This is a genomic window from Micromonospora olivasterospora (genome assembly GCF_007830265.1).
Lineage (GTDB): Bacteria > Actinomycetota > Actinomycetes > Mycobacteriales > Micromonosporaceae > Micromonospora > Micromonospora olivasterospora.
On record NZ_VLKE01000001.1, the window covers coordinates 949,098 to 967,060 of the forward strand.

Annotated in this window: 19 protein-coding genes; 11 read left to right on the forward strand and 8 right to left on the reverse strand. The window is 74.9% G+C overall.

Annotation, left to right across the window (positions count from 1 at the left end; all coding sequences use genetic code 11):
• Positions 1-22: 22 nt before the first annotated feature.
• A complete protein-coding gene (locus JD77_RS04015) occupies positions 23-469 on the reverse strand; it encodes an SRPBCC family protein (RefSeq protein WP_145773094.1) in 447 nt (148 codons plus the stop codon).
• 188 nt (positions 470-657) lie between these two features.
• Here JD77_RS04015 and gltX point away from each other — a divergent pair, with 188 nt between their 5' ends.
• Both gltX and JD77_RS04025 read left to right on the forward strand, forming a co-directional pair.
• Positions 658-2,067 carry a glutamate--tRNA ligase gene (gene gltX / locus JD77_RS04020; RefSeq protein WP_145773095.1) on the forward strand — a complete coding sequence of 470 codons (1,410 nt, stop codon included), beginning with the start codon at positions 658-660 and terminating at the stop codon, positions 2,065-2,067.
• A gap of 133 nt (positions 2,068-2,200) precedes the next feature.
• Complete coding sequence (locus JD77_RS04025; RefSeq protein ID WP_145773096.1) at positions 2,201-3,607, forward strand: IS4 family transposase; 1,407 nt, start codon at positions 2,201-2,203, stop codon at positions 3,605-3,607.
• Between the two features lie 137 nt (positions 3,608-3,744).
• On the opposite strand, the gene JD77_RS04030 is transcribed toward JD77_RS04025, so the two are convergent.
• Positions 3,745-4,356 carry a copper resistance CopC family protein gene (locus JD77_RS04030; RefSeq protein ID WP_145773097.1) on the reverse strand — a complete coding sequence of 204 codons (612 nt, stop codon included), beginning with the start codon at positions 4,354-4,356 and terminating at the stop codon, positions 3,745-3,747.
• 232 nt (positions 4,357-4,588) lie between these two features.
• Here JD77_RS04030 and JD77_RS04035 point away from each other — a divergent pair, with 232 nt between their 5' ends.
• Entirely contained in the window at positions 4,589-5,314 is a 726-nt protein-coding gene (locus JD77_RS04035; RefSeq protein ID WP_145773098.1) for a hypothetical protein, read from the forward strand.
• Between the two features lie 95 nt (positions 5,315-5,409).
• Here the strand turns inward: JD77_RS04035 and JD77_RS04040 are convergent, their stop codons facing one another.
• Positions 5,410-5,730, reverse strand: coding sequence for a hypothetical protein (locus JD77_RS04040; protein ID WP_145773099.1), 321 nt, complete (start codon positions 5,728-5,730; stop codon positions 5,410-5,412).
• Positions 5,731-5,971: 241 nt separating this feature from the next.
• On the opposite strand from JD77_RS04040, the gene JD77_RS04045 reads away from it, so the two are divergent.
• The 5 genes from JD77_RS04045 to fabF all read left to right on the forward strand — a co-directional run bounded on the left by JD77_RS04045 (position 5,972) and on the right by fabF (position 10,973).
• Complete coding sequence (locus JD77_RS04045) at positions 5,972-7,210, forward strand: PucR family transcriptional regulator (protein WP_145773100.1); 1,239 nt, start codon at positions 5,972-5,974, stop codon at positions 7,208-7,210.
• 101 nt (positions 7,211-7,311) lie between these two features.
• Positions 7,312-8,484 (forward strand): acyltransferase domain-containing protein, encoded by a 1,173-nt coding sequence (locus JD77_RS04050; RefSeq protein WP_145773101.1) that lies wholly within the window; start codon positions 7,312-7,314, stop codon positions 8,482-8,484.
• Complete coding sequence (locus JD77_RS04055; RefSeq protein WP_145773102.1) at positions 8,481-9,425, forward strand: beta-ketoacyl-ACP synthase III; 945 nt, start codon at positions 8,481-8,483, stop codon at positions 9,423-9,425. Before JD77_RS04050 ends, JD77_RS04055 begins: the two co-directional genes overlap by 4 nt.
• A gap of 79 nt (positions 9,426-9,504) precedes the next feature.
• Complete coding sequence (locus JD77_RS04060) at positions 9,505-9,744, forward strand: acyl carrier protein (protein ID WP_145773103.1); 240 nt, start codon at positions 9,505-9,507, stop codon at positions 9,742-9,744.
• Positions 9,745-9,746: 2 nt separating this feature from the next.
• Positions 9,747-10,973: a beta-ketoacyl-ACP synthase II gene (gene fabF, locus JD77_RS04065; protein WP_145773104.1), complete on the forward strand. Its 1,227-nt coding sequence runs from the start codon at positions 9,747-9,749 to the stop codon at positions 10,971-10,973.
• 71 nt (positions 10,974-11,044) lie between these two features.
• Here fabF and JD77_RS04070 read toward each other — a convergent pair whose 3' ends face one another.
• On the reverse strand, positions 11,045-11,413 hold the full coding sequence (locus JD77_RS04070) for a DUF4180 domain-containing protein (RefSeq protein ID WP_145773105.1): 369 nt from the start codon (positions 11,411-11,413) through the stop codon (positions 11,045-11,047).
• Positions 11,406-11,876 (reverse strand): helix-turn-helix domain-containing protein, encoded by a 471-nt coding sequence (locus tag JD77_RS04075; RefSeq protein WP_246140517.1) that lies wholly within the window; start codon positions 11,874-11,876, stop codon positions 11,406-11,408. Before JD77_RS04075 ends, JD77_RS04070 begins: the two co-directional genes overlap by 8 nt.
• 287 nt (positions 11,877-12,163) lie before the next feature.
• Here JD77_RS04075 and JD77_RS04080 point away from each other — a divergent pair, with 287 nt between their 5' ends.
• Together JD77_RS04080 and JD77_RS04085 are read left to right on the forward strand one after the other, a co-directional pair.
• Positions 12,164-12,880, forward strand: a complete 717-nt coding sequence (locus JD77_RS04080) for a class I SAM-dependent methyltransferase (protein WP_145773106.1) — start codon at positions 12,164-12,166, stop codon at positions 12,878-12,880.
• A gap of 57 nt (positions 12,881-12,937) precedes the next feature.
• Positions 12,938-13,840 (forward strand): helix-turn-helix domain-containing protein, encoded by a 903-nt coding sequence (locus JD77_RS04085; protein WP_145773107.1) that lies wholly within the window; start codon positions 12,938-12,940, stop codon positions 13,838-13,840.
• Positions 13,841-14,101: 261 nt separating this feature from the next.
• On the opposite strand, the gene JD77_RS33320 is transcribed toward JD77_RS04085, so the two are convergent.
• Together JD77_RS33320 and JD77_RS33325 are read right to left on the reverse strand one after the other, a co-directional pair.
• On the reverse strand, positions 14,102-14,395 hold the full coding sequence (locus tag JD77_RS33320) for an ROK family protein (RefSeq protein ID WP_342799677.1): 294 nt from the start codon (positions 14,393-14,395) through the stop codon (positions 14,102-14,104).
• 528 nt (positions 14,396-14,923) lie between these two features.
• Positions 14,924-15,214 carry a hypothetical protein gene (locus tag JD77_RS33325; protein WP_246140518.1) on the reverse strand — a complete coding sequence of 97 codons (291 nt, stop codon included), beginning with the start codon at positions 15,212-15,214 and terminating at the stop codon, positions 14,924-14,926.
• A gap of 113 nt (positions 15,215-15,327) precedes the next feature.
• On the opposite strand from JD77_RS33325, the gene JD77_RS33330 reads away from it, so the two are divergent.
• Positions 15,328-15,654 carry a hypothetical protein gene (locus JD77_RS33330; protein ID WP_145773108.1) on the forward strand — a complete coding sequence of 109 codons (327 nt, stop codon included), beginning with the start codon at positions 15,328-15,330 and terminating at the stop codon, positions 15,652-15,654.
• Between the two features lie 39 nt (positions 15,655-15,693).
• On the opposite strand, the gene JD77_RS04105 is transcribed toward JD77_RS33330, so the two are convergent.
• Entirely contained in the window at positions 15,694-17,868 is a 2,175-nt protein-coding gene (locus tag JD77_RS04105) for a hypothetical protein (RefSeq protein ID WP_145773109.1), read from the reverse strand.
• Positions 17,869-17,963: the final 95 nt, after the last annotated feature.

A 17,963-nucleotide genomic window follows, 5' to 3' on the forward strand; every position in this document is an offset into this window, starting at 1 on the left:
GGCGACGCCGGGACCGGTCCGGTCAGCCGACGGCGGCCAGGTCGGTCAACCGGGCCAGTGATTCCTCCAGGTCGGCGCCGACCCTGCGGAGCCCGAGCCGGAGCAGGGCGGCCTTGACCGGGCCGGCCGGCCACCGTACGACGATGAGCCGCACGATGGTCCCGCCCTCCTCCTCGTCCGAGGTGAGCTGGACGTAGATCTCGGTGCGGGCCTCGGCCCGGGCACCGGCGCCCCTGGCGCGCTCCCGCCAGCCGATCAGGGTCGGCTCCTGGTAGGCGATCACTTCGGCCTCGTGCGCCGCGCCGCGCCCGGCCTGGACCAGCTGCCGCCGGCCGAAGCCCTCACCCGAGAGCACCTCGGCCGCGCGGACCCCCGCCAGCCAGGCCGGCAACTGCTCGGCCCGCTGCACGACGTCCCAGACCGCTTCCACCGGCGCCATCACGTGCGCACTGCGTTCCACGAGGATCATCTTTGTTCTTCCCCCACTGAGGACATCCGCGATATTCCGCACTCTATGCGCAAAAACGGACGTACCAGGACGGGATCGGAAAAGACACGCCGAGGGGCCTTGCGCACACGATGGGCGACCGCCTATGGCGCCCCCCTGGCTCGTACCCCTGACGGAATCCGCTGGCCGGCCGCCGTAGGCTTGGGGACGTGACGGTACGTGTACGCTTCGCCCCCTCGCCGACCGGTATGTTCCATGTCGGCGGCGCCCGCTCGGCCCTGCAGAACTGGATCTACGCCAAGCAGCAGGGCGGGGTGTTCGTGCTCCGCATCGAGGACACCGACGCGGCGCGCAACAAGCCCGAGTGGACCGAGGGCATCCTGTCCGCCCTGGAGTGGATCGGCGTCGCCCGGGGCAGCTACGAGGGCCCGCACTTCCAGTCGTCGTACGCGGCCGAACACCGCGCCGCCGCCCGGCGGCTGCACGAAGCGGGCCGCGCGTACTACTGCGACTGCACCCGGGAGGCCGTGCAGGCGCGCACCGGCTCCCAGTACACCGGCTATGACGGCTTCTGCCGCGACCGGGGCCTGCCGCCGGGCGAGGGCCGGGCGCTGCGCTTCCGTACGCCCGACGAGGGCGAGACGGTGGTCGTCGACCTGATCCGCGGCGAGCCGACGTTCGAGAACAAGCTGATCGAGGACTTCGTCATCGCCCGCGGCGACGGGTCGGCGGTGTTCCTGCTGGCGAACGTCGTCGACGACATGACCATGGGGATCACCCACGTGATCCGGGCCGAGGAGCACCTGCCCAACACGCCGAAGCAGCAGCTGCTCTGGGACGCCCTCGGGGTCAAGCCGCCGGTCTGGGCGCACGTGCCGGTGGTGGTCAACGAGAAGCGGCAGAAGCTGTCCAAGCGGCGGGACAAGGTCGCCCTGGAGGCGTACCGGGACGAGGGCTACCTCGCCGACGCGATGCGCAACTACCTGATGCTGCTCGGCTGGGCCCCGTCGGGCGACCGGGAGATCGTGCCCTGGTCGGTGATCGAGGAGGAGTTCCGGCTGGAGGAGGTCAACCCCTCCCCCGCGTTCTTCGACGAGAAGAAGCTGCGCGCGTTCAACGGCGAGTACATCCGGGCCCTGCCGCTGGACGAGTTCGTGGCGGCCTGCCGGCCCTGGCTCGCCGGCACCGACACCATCGCGCCCCCGCCCTGGCAGCCGGAGGAGTTCGACGCCGAGGCGTTCGCCGCGGTCGCCCCGCTGGCCCAGACCCGGATCGCGGTGCTCAGCGAGATCGTCGCCAACGTCGACTTCCTCTTCCTGGCCTCGCCGCTGGTCGACGAGGCGGCGTGGGCCAAGGCGATGAAGGAGGGCGCGGCCGAGCTGCTGGACGCGGCGATCGCGGCGTTCGAGGCGCTCCAGCCCTGGGACGCGGAGTCGCTGAAGGCGGCACTGGAGGCGGTCGGCGCCGAGCGCGGGCTCAAGCTCGGCAAGGCCCAGGCCCCGGTCCGGGTCGCGGTCACCGGCCGTACGGTCGGCCTGCCGCTGTTCGAGTCCCTGGAGGTCCTCGGCCGCGAGCGCACCCTGACCCGCCTCCGCGCCGCCCGCGTCCGCCTCCCCTGACCGCCCGCCACCCTCGCCAACGCCGTTGCGTTTGGCGATCGGCGGATGAGTCAAGGGGGACTTTGAAGACGCGAACGGGACTTCTGATAGATCAACTTGTGTCGAGCAAGAAGATCATGCCTCAGGAGTCCCGTTGCAGGAGAAGTCTGTCATCACCCGGTCGATCGAGGTAGCCGGGGGTGTGCACGCGCCCGGACATCTGGGCGAGTTGACCCAGATCATCGACTTCGACCTGGTCGACGCGGTGCTGGAAGAAACCGGGACACGCGAGAAGCGGCTGCGGCTGCTGCCGTCTCGGGTCGTGGTGTACTTCGTCCTCGCACTCGCCCTGCTCGACCGCTGTTCCTACCGAGCGACGTGGGGGAAGCTGACCGCGGCCCTGGCCGGCTTGTGCCTGACGCGGCCGAGTATCTCCTCACTGTCACGCGCTCGCCGCCGGGTCGGAGTAGCGCCGCTACGGCGCCTGTTCGAGACCCTGGCCGGTGCCGTCGGTCTGCTCGGCCAGCCCGGCGTGTTCTACCGGGGCCTGCGTACCGTGGCCATCGACGGCACCCACCTGCACGTGCCCGACGAGGAACGGGTCACCTGGCGCTACCCCAAACGCGTAGGAGACAAGCTGGAGTTCGGCTACCCGCTGCTACGGCTGCTCGTGGTGATCGAGTGTGGGACCCGCGCCCTGCTCGCCGCGGCCTTCGGCCCCGAAACAGAAGGCGAACTGGCTTACGCGCGGCGGCTTCTGGGCGTCCTGGACCGCACGATGCTGCTGCTGGCCGACGCCGGCTTCGACGCCGCGGAATTCCTGCGCGACGTCGGCGCCACCGGCGCGCAGTTCCTGGTCCGCTCATCCGCCCGCCGCTGCCCGACCATCCAGCGTCGCCTACCCGACGGCTCCTACCTGGCCCGCATCGGCTACGGCAGCCTACCCGCTCTCATCCTGGTGCGGGTCATCGAAGCGCAGGTCACCGTCACACTGGCCGACGGCAGCCTGCGGCGCGAGCAGTGGCGGCTGATCACCAGCCTGACAGACCACACCCGCTACCCCGCCCACGAACTCGTGGACCTCTACCACGAACGCTGGCAGGCCGAAACCACGTATTTCTCGATCAAAGCGACCATGCTCGACGGCCGCGTCCTGCGCTCCCGCAGCATCCCCGGGATCGAGCAGGAGGTGTACGCCCTGCTCACCGCCTACCAGGCCCTCATCCGCGCGGCAGCAGACGCCACCTGCACCCAGCCCGGCCTGGACATGGACCGGATCAGCTTCACCGTCCTCATCGACGCCGCCGCCGACACGATCACCACCGCCAGCGGAATCCTTCCCGGCAGCTCAACCGACCTCCTCGGCACGATAGGCCACGCCGCGCTGGCCGACCTCCTACCCGCCTGGCGCCGCCCTCGAATCAAGGCCCGCTCCCGCAAGAACCCGACCAGCAAGTACAGCCCGAACGCCGGACAGCACCCCGCAACCACGCAGACCTACACCTTCCACGCCGACATCACAATCTTCGAAAAGGGGCTTGCCTCCCGCTCACGGCGCTAAACGCAACGGTGTTGCCACCCTCGCCCTGCCGCGATCTTGCACTTTCGGCCCCGACAGAAGGGGGCAACTCACCCATATCGGGGGCACCAAGTGCAAGATCGCGGCTCGTCGGGGCGGGGCGGGGCGCCGATGGGGCGTCAGGCGCGTCGTGCGCGGCGGCGCAGCAGGAGTACGGCGGCGAGTGCCGCGAGCACGACCACCCCACCCGCGGCCCAGAGCCAGCGGGCGACGCCGTCGCCGTCCCTGGCCGGGAGCGGGATCGCGGCGGACGGGGTGGTCGGGGCGGCGGCGGGCGAGGACGGTGCCGCCGTCGGGGTGGCGGCGGGTCCCGCCGGGCCGGACGACGGCGGCTGCGCCGGGGTGCCGGTGGTCAGCGTGAAGCGCACCTCGCCCCGCACCGGGTGGCCGTCGCCCGACGCGAGCTGGTACCCGACGATGTAGAGCCCCGCCGCGCCGGGCGCGAACGGGACGCTCACCCGGTTGCCCGAGTAGGTCGGCGAGCCGCCGAGGGCCGGCACGTTGTCAGGCCCGGCGACTGTGATCTTCGTCGTATCCCGGTCCGGCTTCGCCAGGAACCGGAGTTCGATCTTCTCGGGTGCGACCGCGATCCGCGCGCCGTCCTTGGGATCGCTGGCCGTCAGCGAGTTGTGCGCCGCCGCGGGCGCGGCCGGCAGCGCCAGCGACACCCCGAGCGCCACGCCGAGAACGGCTGGCGCCGTACGCGCTGCGCGTGGGACCCTGCCCCCCATGAACCCCTCCGTAAAGGTACGATCCGCCCGCTGATCAACGGCTGACCATTAGTCGGGTCGAGATCGCAAATAGTTCCAATTCCCGATCCAGCAGCTGCAACCGATCGACGTTCTGCGCAGTCTTTGAGGTGAAGTGTCTCCGCTGTCGGAGGGGGACGCGGTCATCGCCGTCGGCCAACCAACGCGTGACCTGCAGCGAAGCCATCCAAATCGACGGGGCGAGGAGGCGGCCATGGTCCGACTGGTGAAGCGGCTGATCCTGGCGGCCGCGGGGGTACTGCTGGCGGCGGTCCTGACGCCCGCCCTGGCGGAGCCCGCCCACGCCGCCGGCGCGGGCACGGCCCAGGGTGGCGCGGGGCGGGCGGGGGGCGGGCCGGCGCAGGCCGCGCCCAAGCCGAAAGCACCGCCGGCCGGGGTCGACATCACCGGGCACCAGCTCGCCGAGCCGCTACGGCTGCGCGCCGCCACCCATCCCGCCGAGGTCGCTGCCGTCATCGACCAGGTGAACTGGCTGAGCCGGACGGGCGCGGCCGCCGGGCCGAAGCCGGACGACCTGGGCCCCAAGTACACGGTCGTGGTGCTCGCCGGGGACGTCCCGACCCAGACGTACGACCTCTATCCGCTGGCCCTGGGCGGCCCCCGGGTCTACCGGCCGGCGAAGCAGCCCGACCCGGCCCACCGGGCCAAGGCCGGCTGGTTCCTCGGCCGGCTCAACATGTCCGAGACCCTGCGGACGGCCGGCGTGCCGCTGGAACGGCAACTCGACACGGTCAGCGGCGGCGGTGGCGTCGGCGGCGGCGAGCGGGTGCTGCCGGACGAGTCGCTGAAACCGGGCAAGGACCTGGGCGAGGCGATGGGCGAGCTGCAGCGGCTGCTGCTGCTCAACGTCGGCGTGCTGGTGGCGATCACCGTCGGGCTGGCCGGGATCGCGCTGCTGATCCGCCGCCGCACCCGCTGACCCGGCACCGACAGCACGAGGTCGGCACCCGCGGCGCGGAGTCACCGCCGGCGCGAGGGCGGCACCAGCGCGGAGTCAGCGCCAACCGCGCGGGGTCAGCACCAGCGGCGCGGTGGGCGCTCCTGCCGCACGGCGCGGTGCCGGGGGCGGACCGGGCCGTGCCGGTGCGCGCCGGCCCAGCCGGGCTGGTCGTTGCGGCAGGACGCGGACCGCCCCAGCTCCCCACCGACGGGCGACTCCGGGGTGCGCTGGCGGGGCACCGGCGGGTCGTCCTCGCCCCGGGGCGGGCCCGGCTCGGCGGGGTAGGGCGGGCCGGCGGGCCGACGGTGGTGCTTCGCCGCCGGCAGCGGCTCGTGGTGGCCCGGACGGCAGCCCTCCCCCTGGGCGCAGCCGTGCTCGGCCTCCCCCTGCGCCATCGCCCCGTCTCCTCACGCTCGCGTCGCGCGCGGACCGGCCGGACCGCGCGCCCTGTCACCGTACTGGCCCAGGCCGGCGCGCGCCGGGCGCACCCCTCGTCAGTTCCGCGGGGGCGGCGCGCTCCATGGCGGGGGTCGGCATGCGCGGCCTGCTGCCCGGGTAGGGGCACCGGGCGGCGATCCTGGGCCAGGAGCTGGCCCTGCCCGCCCCGCCTCCCCCGCGTCGTGCCAGGCTGTAGGAATGGGGAACGAGCCGGAGGGCGGGGAGCTGTCGGCCACGCTGCGCCGGATCGAACGGGCGGCGGGGGCGCTGGCCACCGCGAGCGTGGCCCGGATGGACGAGACGCTGCCCTGGTTCCGGGCGCTCCCGGCGGACCAGCGCTCCTGGGTGATGCTGGTGGCCCAGGCCGGCGCCCGGTCACTGGTGCAGTGGCTGCGCGACGGCGGCGGCACGGCGGACAGCACCCAGGAGGTCTCCGACGAGGTGTTCGCCACCGCGCCGCAGGCGCTGGCCCGCTCGATCAGCCTCCAGCAGACGGTGGCCCTGATCAAGGTCACCATCGAGGTGGTCGAGGAGCAGGTCGGGACGCTGGCCGCGGAGGGCGAGGAGCAGCAGCTGCGGGAGGCGGTGCTGCGCTTCTCCCGGGAGATCGCGTTCGCCGCCGCCCGGGTGTACGCCCGGGCCGCCGAGTCCCGCGGCTCGTGGGACGCCCGGCTGCAGGCCCTGCTGGTCGACGCGCTGCTGCGCGGGGACTCCCCGGACGTGCTGGCCAGTCGCGCCGCGGCGCTCGGCTGGTCGGACGCCCCGCCGGTGGCGGTGGCGGTGGGCCGCTCCCCTGGCGGCGAGGTGGCCGCCGTGCTGCACACGGTCTACCGGCTGGCCCGGCGGATCGGCGTCGAGGTGATCGGCGGGGTGCACGGCGACCGGCTGGTGATCGTGCTCGGTGGCGCGGCGGACCCGATGGCGGCGACCGGGAAGCTGCTGCCCGCGTTCGGGGACGGGCCGGTGGTGGTGGGCCCGGCGGTGCCGAGCCTGGACGAGGCGACCGACTCGGCGCGGGCCGCGCTGGCGGGTTTCCGGGCGGCCCCGGCCTGGCCGGCCGCACCGCGCCCGGTTCCGGCCGGCGAGCTGCTGCCCGAGCGGGCCCTCGCCGGGGACGCCGAGGCCCGCCGCCGGCTGCGCCACGACGTGTACGCCGCGCTCGTCCGCGCCGGCGGGGAGCTGCTGGAGACCCTGGACGCGTTCTTCGCCGCCGGCGGGACGCTGGAGAGCGCGGCCCGCGCCCTGTTCGTACACCCCAACACCGTGCGTTACCGGCTGCGCCGGATCGGCGAGGTGACCGGCTTCTCGCCGCTGGCGCCCCGGGACGCGTTCGCCCTGCAGGTGGCGCTGACGGTCGGCCGCCTGGACCCGGTGGTCCCCGTGGTGCCAACCCAGACAATGCCCCCCACCGGTCGGCAAAACGTCACAGACAGGTGATCATCTACGCCGATTTTTGTAGGAACCCCACAAAGGCGCTAGTGTGGTTTGGTGGCCGTCGGCACACACGTGACCGACGAGTATCCGGGAGAGTCATAACCGTGCTCGCCGTACTCTCTCCTGGGCAGGGTTCGCAGAAACCCGGCTTCCTGACCCCCTGGCTCGACGTGACCGGCACCGAGGCACGACTGCGCTGGTGGTCGGCACTGGCCGGGGTCGACCTGGTGCACCTCGGCAGCAAGGCCGACGCCGACGAGATCAAGGACACCGCCCGCACCCAGCCGCTGCTGGTCGCCGCAGCCCTGCTCGCCGCCGAGCACCTGCCGATGCACGACGTGGCGCTCACCGCCGGGCACAGCGTCGGCGAGCTGGGGGCGGCGGCGCTGGCCGGGGTCCTCCCCGCCGAGACCGCGATCACCCTCGCCGGGGTGCGCGGCCGGGAGATGGCGGCCGCCTGCGCGCTGGAGCCGACCGGCATGGCCGCGGTGCTGGGCGGGGACGCCGACGAGGTGCTGGCCGCGCTCGACGCGCACGGGCTGCACCCGGCCAACCGCAACGGCGCCGGCCAGGTCGTCGCCGCGGGTTCCGTCGCCGGCCTGGACAAGCTCGCGGCCGAGCCGCCGGCGAAGGCCCGGGTGATCCGGCTGAAGGTGGCCGGGGCGTTCCACACCCCGTACATGGGCCCGGCCGAGGCCGCGCTGGCCGAGGTGGCCGCCGGGATCACCCCGGCCCGTCCGGCCCGGATCCTGCTGTCCAATCTCGACGGGGCGGCGGTCGACCACGGCCGGGAGGTGGTGCAGCGGCTGGTCCGCCAGGTCACCGCGCCGGTGCGCTGGGACCTGTGCATGCGCACGCTCGCCGACCTCGGCGTCACCGGGGTGATCGAGCTCCCGCCCGCGGGCACCCTCGCCGGCCTGATCAAGCGGGACCTCAAGGAGTCCGGCGTCCCCGAGATCGTCACCCTGAACACCCCGGACGACCTGCCCGCCGCGCGGGACCTGATCGCCCGGCACGGCACGGCCCCGGACCACGAGCCGACCATCCGGTTCCGGGTGGTGGCGGCCCGCTCGGCGGGCACCTTCAAGCCCCTCGACGGGCTGACCGAGGGCGAGGCGCTGCGGGCCGGCCAGGTGATCGGGCACGTCGCCACCCGGCAGGGTCAGGTCGAGGTGACCGCGCACGACAGCGGCCTGCTCACCGAGTGGCTGGCCCACCACGACGACCCGGTCGCCCCGGGCCAACCACTCGCCCGGATCGGGGGTCAGCAGTCATGACAGTCAGCCGGATCGTCGCGCTGGGGCACTACCAGCCGTCCCGCGTCGTCACCAACGACGAGCTGGCCCAGCTCGTGGACACCAACGACGAGTGGATCCGGGACCGGGTCGGCGTCGCGACCCGCCGGATCGCCGGGGACGAGACCGTCGCCGACATGGCCGCGGCCGCCGCCGGCAAGGCGCTGGCCGGCTCGGGCCTCACCGCCGCCGACATCGACCTGGTCGTGGTGGCCACCTGCACCGCGGTCGACCGCAGCCCGAACGTGGCCTGCCGGGTGGCCGCGAAGCTCGGGATCACCGCGCCGGGCGCGTACGACATCAACACCGCGTGCTCGGGCTTCGCGTACGCGCTGGGCACCGTCGACCACGCCATCCGGGCCGGGGCGTCGCGCAACGCGATCGTCATCGGCGCGGAGAAGCTGTCGGAATTCACGGACTGGACCGACCGCTCCACCTGCATCATCTTCGGCGACGGCGCGGGCGCGGCCGTGGTCACCGCCGCCGCCGAGGGCGAGCCGGCCGGGGTGGGTCCGGTGGTGTGGGGCTCGGTGCCGGAGAAGAGCGACGCGGTACGCATCGAGGGCTGGCGCCCGTACATCAAGCAGGAGGGGCAGGCGGTCTTCCGCTGGGCCACCACGGAGCTGGCCCCGCTGGCCCTGAAGGCGTGCGAGCGGGCCGGGGTCGACCCGTCGGAGCTGGCCGCCTTCGTGCCGCACCAGGCCAACGCCCGGATCATCGACGGCATCGCCAAGCGGCTGGGCATCCCCGACGCGATCATCGCCAAGGACATCGTCGAGTCCGGCAACACCTCGGCGGCGAGCATCCCGCTGGCGCTGTCCAAGCTCGTCGAGCGGCGGGAGGTCCCCTCGGGCGCCCCGGTGCTGCTCTTCGGTTTCGGCGGCGGCCTGACCTACGCCGGTCAGGTCGTCCGCTGTCCCTGACGTCCGGCCCCACCGGGCCGTGCGCACCGGGCCCGTGTCGCCCGGTGAGACCAACCCCATTGAGAGGAACCCAACCGCAATGACCCGTGACGAGATCACCGCCGGCCTCGCCGAGATCCTCGAGGAGGTTGCCGGGGTGAACCCGGACGACGTGGCCGAGGGGAAGTCCTTCACCGATGACCTGGACGTCGACTCGCTCTCCATGGTGGAGGTCGTGGTCGCCGCCGAGGAGAAGTTCGGCGTCAAGATCCCGGACAGCGAGGTGCAGAACCTGAAGACCGTCGGGGACGCCGTCAGCTACATCGAGGCGCAGTCCTGATCATGAGTCGCACCGACGTCGTCGTCACCGGGCTCGGCGCGACCACCCCACTGGGCGGGGACGTCGCGTCGACCTGGGACGCCATGCTCGCGGGCCGCTCCGGGGTGGGTGCGCTCACCCAGGAGTGGGCCGCGCAGCTCACGGTCCAGATCGCCGCCCAGCTCGCTGTCGAGCCGTCCGAGATCCTGGACCGGGTCAAGCTGCGCCGGCTCGACCGCTCCGAGGCCATCGCGCTCGTCGCGGCGAAGCAGGCCTGGGCGGACGCCGGCCTGGCCGACTCCGGGCTGGACCCGGAGCGGCTGGCGGTCAGCGTCGGCTCCGGCATCGGCGGGGCCACGACCCTGCTCGCGCAGGACGACATCCTGGAGGCGTCCGGCCCCCGCCGGGTCTCCCCGCACACCGTGCCGATGCTGATGCCGAACGGTCCCGCCGCCTGGGTGGGGCTGGAGGTGGGCGCGAAGGCCGGCGTGCACTCGGTGGCCAGTGCCTGCGCCACCGGGGCAGAGGCCATCGCGCTGGGTCTGGACATCATCCGCGCCGGCCGGGCCGACGTGGTGGTGGCCGGTGGCACGGAGGCGGTCATCCACGCGCTGCCGATGGCCGGGTTCGCCTCGATGCGGGCCATGTCGACCCGCAACGACGAGCCCGAGCGGGCGTCCCGCCCCTGGGACAAGGGCCGGGACGGGTTCGTGCTCGGCGAGGGCGCCGGCATCGTGGTGCTGGAGCGGGCCGAGCACGCCGCCGCCCGGGGCGCCCGGGTGTACGCGCGGCTCGCCGGGGCCGGGATCACCTCCGACGCGTACGACATCGTGCAGCCGCACGCGGAGGGTGAGGGCGCGATCCGGGCGATCCGCCGGGCGATCGCCGACGCGGACATCGCCAAGCGGGACATCGTCCACGTCAACGCCCACGCCACCTCCACCCCCGTCGGCGACATGCTGGAGATCGGCGCCCTGCGCGCCGCGCTCGGCGACCACCCGGTCCTCACCGCCACCAAGTCGATGACCGGCCACCTGCTCGGCGCGGCCGGCGCGCTGGAGTCGATCGCCACCATCCTGGCGATCCGCGACGGTGTCGTCCCCCCGACGATCAACCTGGACGACCCGGACGACGGCCTCGACCTGGAGGTGGCCGCCCACGAGGCGCGCCACATGGAGGTCCCCGCCGCGCTGAACAACGCGTTCGGCTTCGGCGGGCACAACGTGGCTCTCGTCTTCACGCGGGCCTGACACCCCGGCAAGGGCCCCTTGTCAAGGCGCGTTCCGCGCCGCAAGGGGCCCTTGCCAATCTCCGGGCCCGGTCAGGCAACGGCGCGCAGGCGGGCGTCGAGCGCGTCGAGGTCGGGCAGGAACCAGACGTGGTCGGCCCGGTTGGACTCGTGGACGAGGGCGCGCAGCGCCGGACTCGCCACGAGTTGCCGGGAGATGTCGCCGATCACGGCCAGCCGCAGCCGGTAGTTGACGAACTTCTGCATGACCTCGCCGGCGAACCGGCTGCCCAGCTCGAAGAACTGCTCGTCGAGCCGGCCTGCGGGCACCGCCACCACCTCGGCGCCGAGGAACGCCGCACCGATCAGGTCCACCGCGTCCTGCACGGTGGTCACCGGCGGGCCGTCCGGATCGCACTCCAGCACCCGCACCCCGGCCCGCTCCCGCACCACGTCAGGCATCCCGGGCCTCCCCCGCTTCCCAGGCGAGCAGGCCGTTGCCGCCTTCCAGGACGGCGTCGACCAGGCGCAGCAGCTCCGCCGTGGCGGCGGCGCCCCCGAGTATCACGATCTTCATGCGGTTCCGCTCCTCGTCGTAGACGGTCTGGACGCGCAGCGCGTGGGCAGGGTCGGCGCCCGTGTTCGCCGCGGCCAGCACGAGCGTGCCCAGCCGGTCGGCCGCGGCCCGCTCGATCCCGTCGACCTGCGCGATGCTGGACACCTCCACCGGCGCTACGCCCGCGGGCCGGGTCGCCCCCGGCTGCGACCGCCCGGTCAGCGCGTCGAGGTCGGCGCGGGCGACCCGGTACTGCTTGCCGATCCGTACGGCCCTGAGCCGGCCGGCGCGGATGTAGCCCCGCACGGTACGCACGTGCAGGCCGAGCAGCTCGGCCACCTGCTCGACCGAGTACATTTCATTCCCCATCGCTCCCCAAGATAGCCGCTTGGGGAGCGATAGGGAACACCAATCGGGTACGGCCCGAGGTCTTCCCGGCCCCTATGGAGCTGCCCGCACAGGCGGGGCACGATGTGGCGGGCGGACGGGCGCACAGGCGGGGCAGCTTGTGGCGGGCGGACGGGCGCACAGGCGGGGCAGCTCCACAGGGGCCACGTCGCATGCCCGTGTCGGTCGGCCCGAACCTCACGCCGGCACGACCGGACGGGCGGCGCCCGACTAGGGTGAGAGCCGCCGAGAAGCGCGAGGAGCACGCCGTGGAAGCGACCGAAGTCCGCAAGCTCGCCGCCCTGGAGGACACCCACTGGTGGTACCGGGAGCGGCGCGTGCTGCTGGCCCGCGCGCTGCGCCGGCTGGCCGCCGCCGGGCACCGCCCCGGGCGGGCGCTCGACGTCGGCGCGGCCGGCGGCGGCAACACCCGGGTGCTGCGCGCGCACGGCTGGCGCCCGGTGGCGCTGGAATACACCCCGGAGGGCGCCGCCGTGGCCCGGGAGCGGGGGCTGGACGTCGTCCAGGCCGACGCCCGGCACCTGCCGCTGCCCTCGGCGAGCCTCGGCCTCGTGGTGGCGTTCGACATCCTGGAGCACTTCGACGAGGACCACCTGGCCGCCGCCGAGATCCGCCGGACCCTGCGCCCCGGCGGCACCGCCCTGATCGCCGTGCCGGCCGACATGGCGCTGTGGTCCGCGCACGACGAGGCGGTCGGCCACGTCCGGCGGTACGACCGCGCGTCGCTGCGCGCCGTCGTGGAGAAGGCCGGGCTGGTGGTCGACGAGCTGTGGAGCTGGAACGTGCTGCTCCGGCCGGCCGCGGCCTGGCGGCGGCGCAGGTCCACCGGCAGCGACCTGGACGACCCGCACCCCGTGCTCAACCTGGGCCTGCGGGCCGTCATCACCGCCGAGCGGTACCTGCCGGTGCGGTCGCTGCCCGGCGTGTCCCTCATGCTGCGCGCCCACCGCCCCACGGAGAACTGATCCCACGCGAGCCGCGGGGCTTGAGTCTCCAGCGGCTGGAGGGTGCACGCTGGGCGGGTGACCGACCGCACCGAGCTGTACACCATCGGGCAACTCGCCCGGCGGACCGGCCTGACCGTGCGCACCATCCGCTTCTGGTCCGACCTCGGCCTGCTGCCGCCGACCACCCGGACCTCCGGCAACTACCGGCTGTACGACGCGCCGGCGGTGGCCCGGCTCGACCTGCTGCGGACCCTGCGGGACCTCGGCATCGGCCTGGACGCCGCCCGCCGGATCCTGGACCGCCAGGAGAGCGTGGCCGACGTCGCGGGGGCGCACGTACGGGCACTCGACGCCGAGATCCGGATGCTGCGGCTGCGCCGGGCGGTGCTGCGGTCGGTCGCCCGACGTGGCGGTACGACAGAGGAGCTGAAACTGATGACCGACCTGGCCCGACTCTCCGCCGAGGAGCGGCAGCGGATCGTCGACGACTTCGTCGCCGACGTCTTCGCCGGGATCCCCGCCGACGCGCCCGGGGCCGGCCTGGCCGGGGCCATGCGGGCGCTGCCCGCCGAACTGCCCGACGATCCCAGCGACGCGGAGGTGGACGCGTGGCTGGAGCTGGCGGGGCTGGTCGCCGACCCGGCGTTCCGGGAGCGGGTACGCCAGATGGCGCTCGCCGGCGCGGCGGGCGACTCCACCGTGGAGCTGTCGCCCGCGTCCGTGGAGCGGGCCCGGGAGGCGCTGGCCGCCGGGTTGGCCCCGGAGTCCCCGGAGGCGGCAGCGGTGCTCGCGCAGCTCGTGGACCCGGCGCTGACCGGCCGGGAGCGGGCCGCGCTGGCCGACCGTCTGGCGACCTTCACCGATCGCCGGGTCGAGCGGTACTGGCAGCTCGTCGGGGTGCTCAACCGGCGGCTCCCGTTCCCGTCCTCGGTACCGGCCGTGGAGTGGCTGATCGCCGCGCTCCGCGCACCCCGCTGAGCCCGGCTCGCCGTCCGCTACGATCCATCGGCCGTCCGGTGTGGACCCGGGCGGGCAGCGAATCGACCACGGGGAAAGTGGACAGGTGTTTCGACGTGCCGGGGCGGTCCTGTTGGCCGCGCTCACCATCGCGACCACGGCGGGCTGCGGCGCGGACGGCACGCGTACGGCGGCGGCCGATCCCGCCGGGTCCCACCCGCTGCGGGTCGAGCAGCAGGCAGCAGGTGACCGGGTGCCGAGCCAGCTCGTCGACCCGGGCCGTCAGCGCGTCCCGGGCCGGCCCGGGGCGCTCGGCGGCGGCGGCCAGCCCGGCCACCCCGCCCGGCACCCCGGAGGACTCGGCGAGCCGGTCCAGCGCCCGGCCCGAGAAGCCCAGTTCCAGCATCGTGCCGGGCCACGGCCGCCGGTGACGGCGTACCCGATCTCGCCGGCCGCGCCGTGGTGCCCGGCCAGCACCGCTCCGCGTACCGTGACCGCCGCCGCGACCCCGGTGCCGAGCCCGACGACCAGAGCGGGATCGGCGTCGCGGAGGGATCCGAGCCGCAGCTCGGCCAGCGCGGCCGACGCCGGCCGCGGCGAGCGGTGCGCCGACGTCCGCCAGCAGCCGCCCGGCCAGGTCCAGCGCGCGGTCCAGGGCCTGCGGGGCGCCCTGTTCGGCGTGCGTCGGCACGCGCTCGCGGGCCAGCAGCCGACCCTCGCCGTCGGCCACCCCGACCGCCATCTTGGTGCCGCCGAAGTCGATGCCGAACAGCACCGGGGCGGGCCGGTCGGCCCGCGGCGCGGGGCGGGCGACCGGGCCCGCCGGCCGCACGCTCACCGCCGCTTCCCCTCGGTCGTCGCCGCGGTGCGCACGCTCACCGGGCGGCCCCCTCGGCGGCGACCGACCTGCGCAACCACGGCGAGGCCACCCAGAGCGGCACCGTCACCCTCGGCCTGCCGGACGGCTTCACCGCCGACGCGCCCACGAAGAGCTACGAAGAGCTACGCCGACCTGGCCCCCGGCGGCACCGGGGCGGTCACCTTCACGGTCACCAACTCCGACGCCACCCTGCCGACGGCCAACGAGGGCGGCTCGGACGGCGACTACCGCATCACCATCACCACGACCAGCGCCGCCGGCAGCACGGTCGAGACCGGCGCCCTGGAGATCGTGCCGACCACCGAGGTCCCGCACGCCGGCGCCGACCACGCCATCGACGGCGTGGTCGGCGCCGTCCACGCCGTCGACGGCGTCGCCTCCCCCGGCGAGTACCCGGGCGAGGAGCTGGACCTGTCCCGGATCTGGGAGGGGGCGGCCACCACCCCGCAGGACGCCTCGGCGACGGGCCGGATCGCCTGGACCGCGGACGCGCTGAAGGTGTTCGTCCAGGTCACGGACGACGTGCTGGGCCGGAAGGTGGTCCCACAGGGCTGCAAGCGGCAGCGGCGCACCGACGGCCCAGCGGCAGCCCAGCGCCCCGGTCTTCCCGGACACCGCCGCCCGCAGCGTGCACAGCCCGCAGACCATCGCCCAGGCGGCGGTGGACGGGGTGGCCCCGGCCGCCGTGCCCCGGCTGCCGCAGGACGCCCTGCGGCTGACCGGCCAGCGCCCGGTGGCCGGCGGGGTGGAGGTCACCCTGCGGGCCGACCGCGCCGGCACGGCGTACCTGTATGCCTGGGACGGCGACGCCGCCCTCGGTGACCGGACCGTCGAGCTGGCCGCCGGCCGGTCGGCGACGGTGGTGGCCCCGGTCGCCGGCGGCACGCCGACGGCCCTGCTGGCCGCGTTCGAGTCAAACGGCTCGGCCCTGGCCCGCAGCCTCCCCCTGAACTGACGGCGAACGGAGGGGCCCCTGCTCAAGGGGCCCCTCCGTTCAGCGCAGGCGGTAGACGGCCATCCGGGCGTTCGTGTAGCGCAGCTCGGCCAGCGTGGCCAGCGCCTCGGACTCCCGCCCGACCTGGCGGTCGACGACCAGCCAGCGCACGCCGTACGTGTCGCGCAGGTGGGCCAGGCCGTCGGCCGTCGGGGCGGTGAACGCCTCGTCGTTGGCGCGCAGCCGCGCGGCGTCCCAGAACGGGGCGTACGGGCCGCCGGGCAGGCCGACCATCCGGGGCGCGAACGCCCACCCCTCGACCAGCACCGCGCGCTCGGTGTACCCGCTCAGCCAGAACGACCGGGCGTCGCACCAGCCCTGCACCACCGCCCGGCAGTGCGCGTTGGTCGCCACCACGTCGTCGGGCTCGCTGTGGTCGTGCACCCAGCGGGCCGCCGCCACGCGGGAGGCCGGCATCCGCTCCACCGGGTACGCCCCGCCGTTGGGATACCGGTGGGCGGCCGCCGCGTCCAGCACCAGCCCGGGCGCGCCCGCGACCAGGGCGGCGGTGAGCAGCACCGCCCCGCCCCGGCCGGCGAGCCCCGGCCACCGGCCCACCAGCGCCGGCCAGCACAGCGCCACCAGCACCGCCACCGCCGCCAGCGCCATCGCCCACGTCAGCAGCGGCAGCACCGGGGCGTACGCCGGGCCGGCCGGCCCGGGGGCCGGATGGCGCAGCTGGACGGCGGTGAGCAGCACGGCGAACCCGGCCGCCCCGGCCGCGAGCAGCGCCCGGCCCCGGACGCCCAGCGCGGCCCGGTCCAGCAGCTCCGCCCAGCCCCACGCCGACAGGATCACCCCGAACGCGAACCCGGCCCGGGTGAAGTACTGGTTGCTGCTGCCCGGGTGGCCGACCAGCAGGTAGATCGCCGGCCCGGCGAGCGCGCCGCCGAGCAGGAACACCTGCACCGGCTCCAGCCGCCACCGGCGCAGCCGCAGCAGCGCCAGCGCCCCGGCCAGCCGAAGCTGGAGGTTGAGCAGGAACGCGCCGAAAACCGCCACCCAGAGCAGCGCGGTCACCCCCGCCGGGTGGCCCGTGCCGACGTACGGGCGCAGCCCCGAGAACGGGTCGACGGTCACCCCGTGGCTCTCGAACGCGAACAGCACGGCGGTGGCGAACAGCTGCGCGGCCAGCGCCAGCCCCGCCGCCGCCAGCACCGCCCGGGGCGGCCGGCGGCGGGCCAGCAGCGCCACGGCGGCGGTGAAGGCGAGCGCCGCCAGCACCACCGGCACCGAGCTGGCCTTCGCCCCCGTCGAGGCGGCCAGGAACAGCACCGCGAGCGCCCACCCGCCGCGCCCGAGCGCCGGCACGGTCGACCCGCGGGCCCGGCCGACGATCTCCCCGAGCGCGGCGACCAGCGGCAGCAGCAGGACCCAGCTGTACGTCATCGACGGGCTGCCCCAGACGATGAACGTGGCCTGGGTGCCGAAGAGCTGGCGCACCCCGTTCTCGTAGCCGAACTCCCCGACGGTGAACATCAGCGCGGCGGCGCCCACCCCCGCGTACGCCCGGCCGGAGACCCGCCAGCCGACCACCGCGACCAGCACGGCGGCGAGCGCGCACAGGGTCGGCACGCCCAGCCGGAAGAACACCGTCGGCAGGTCGACGCCGCTGACCAGGCTGGCCGCGGCGAAGTGGGCGAAGCCGAACCAGTGGTAGTGCAGCGGCTCCCCGGCGACCTGCGGCACCTCCAGCGGCACCCGGTGGGTGGCCGCGCCGGCCAGGGAGAGCTGGAACGCCAGGTCGATGTACTGTGCCTGCCCCTCGTCGGTGGGCAGCACCGGGTTGACCCGCAGGAACGACTCGGTCAGGTAGAGCGTGAAGCCGGCGACCACGGCGGCGAGCGACCACGCCCAGCCGGCGGGAACCGGGACGTACCCGGCGGGCCGCCAGTGCCGGCGCAGCCGGGGCACGGCCACGAACGGCGCCAGCACCGCCAGCGGCCACAACCACAGCCAGCCGGGCCGCCCCGCGGCGGTGAACGCCGCCCAGCCGACCAGCTCCAGCACCAGCCCGACCGCGGCGCCCAGCGCCAGGTCCTCGACCAGGGTGTGCGGGCGGCGGCGCAGCGCCCGGAAGACCAGCGTGCCGGGCAGCAGCACGGCCAGCAGGACGTACCCGGTCCAGCGGGCCACGTCGAGCGCCGGGGTGCCGGTGGCGAGCAGGGCGGCCACGACGGCGGCGTAGCCGGCGACGGCGGGGGCGAAGCGCAGGGCCGCGGGGCGGCGGGCGGTCGCGCCGCCGCCCGGCGCGGCGGGGCGCCGGCGGC

Bases quoted from the DNA above. Each gene is read 5' to 3' on its own strand.
- JD77_RS04015 (WP_145773094.1), bottom strand. From the start codon at position 469: ATGATCCTCGTGGAACGCAGTGCGCACGTGATGGCGCCGGTGGAAGCG.
- JD77_RS04030 (WP_145773097.1), bottom strand. From the start codon at position 4,356: ATGGGGGGCAGGGTCCCACGCGCAGCGCGTACGGCGCCAGCCGTTCTC.
- JD77_RS04035 (WP_145773098.1), top strand. From the start codon at position 4,589: ATGGTCCGACTGGTGAAGCGGCTGATCCTGGCGGCCGCGGGGGTACTG.
- JD77_RS04040 (WP_145773099.1), bottom strand. From the start codon at position 5,730: ATGGCGCAGGGGGAGGCCGAGCACGGCTGCGCCCAGGGGGAGGGCTGC.
- JD77_RS04045 (WP_145773100.1), top strand. From the start codon at position 5,972: ATGGGGAACGAGCCGGAGGGCGGGGAGCTGTCGGCCACGCTGCGCCGG.
- JD77_RS04055 (WP_145773102.1), top strand. From the start codon at position 8,481: ATGACAGTCAGCCGGATCGTCGCGCTGGGGCACTACCAGCCGTCCCGC.
- JD77_RS04060 (WP_145773103.1), top strand. From the start codon at position 9,505: ATGACCCGTGACGAGATCACCGCCGGCCTCGCCGAGATCCTCGAGGAG.
- fabF (WP_145773104.1), top strand. From the start codon at position 9,747: ATGAGTCGCACCGACGTCGTCGTCACCGGGCTCGGCGCGACCACCCCA.
- JD77_RS04070 (WP_145773105.1), bottom strand. From the start codon at position 11,413: ATGCCTGACGTGGTGCGGGAGCGGGCCGGGGTGCGGGTGCTGGAGTGC.
- JD77_RS04075 (WP_246140517.1), bottom strand. From the start codon at position 11,876: ATGGGGAATGAAATGTACTCGGTCGAGCAGGTGGCCGAGCTGCTCGGC.